General features: G+C 71.6%; 2 pseudogenes. One reads left to right on the top strand and one right to left on the bottom strand.

Annotation, left to right across the window (positions count from 1 at the left end):
* Positions 1-352: pseudogene (locus tag NNI01S_RS32985) on the bottom strand (hypothetical protein); the annotation flags it as partial.
* Between the two features lie 264 nt (positions 353-616).
* Here NNI01S_RS32985 and NNI01S_RS32980 point away from each other — a divergent pair.
* Positions 617-929: pseudogene (locus NNI01S_RS32980) on the top strand (esterase family protein); the annotation flags it as partial.

Genomic DNA, 929 nt, shown 5'->3' with positions numbered 1-929 from the left:
TGCTGAGCCAGTTGCCGTCGGCTCCGCCGTCGATGCCGTTGAGCAGGTAGAGAGTGGGGGCAGGGGCTGACGGGTCGGCGGCCGGAAGGACGCGCACGGTCACGTCGTTCGCCATCGCGGCGGAGTGGACCGTCAGGTCCACCAGCCGCCCCGGCCCCGGAGTGGCCGCCGCGATCTGCGAACGCTCCGGCGTCGCGCCGATCGACGAGGGGAGTTCCGGCGCGGGCGGCTCGGCGCTCGTAGGCCCGGCCGCACCGGTCGCGAACCCCAAGGCGGCGACGGTCAGCGCCGCGACCAGCCGCGCGGTCCGCGCCGCGCCGCGGCGATACGGCAGCGGGGCAAGGGAATCCACACACGGCCTTCCTGCGCGGGCGGGACGGAACTCGGCCAACGTTAGGCCGCGACCGGCTCCGCGTGCAAGATGTCGTGCGCCCATTGGGGCCGATGGGCAGTCCACCGGGCTTCCCCCTGGGAACGGGCACAAGGTCGCGAGTTTCCGTGCGTACCAGCTCACGCCATGCGGTTGACTCGATGTCGGCTCTCGTAGTCGTCGCCTGTTCCCCGCCCGCGGAGCCGAGGGTATCGGCCGAGGTGCGGCCTCGAGATCGGAGGTGCGATGTCGCTCACCCGTTCGCGGACACGAATCCTGTTCATGGTCCTCGCGATTGCGACGATGACGGCCGCACCCGGCAGTGCCACGGCCGAGCCTGCGCCGGATTCCACCGCCGTAACGGCCCCGGACGGGTCCCGAATCCACGACATCCGTACCGAGTCCGAGCGGGTCCTCGACGTCGGTGTCTTCTCGACGGCCATGAACAGCGTCACCCGGGTGCTCGTCCTGCGCGCGGCCGACCCGGATCGGCCCGCACCGACCTTCTATCTGCTCAACGGCGCCAACGGCGGCATCAGCGACGGAAGCTGGGCCGACC

The organism is Nocardia niwae NBRC 108934 = DSM 45340, assembly GCF_001613465.1.
Lineage (GTDB): Bacteria > Actinomycetota > Actinomycetes > Mycobacteriales > Mycobacteriaceae > Nocardia > Nocardia niwae.
Note: the sequence above shows the minus strand (reverse complement) of the source record. Positions and strands in the feature narration are given on the sequence as shown.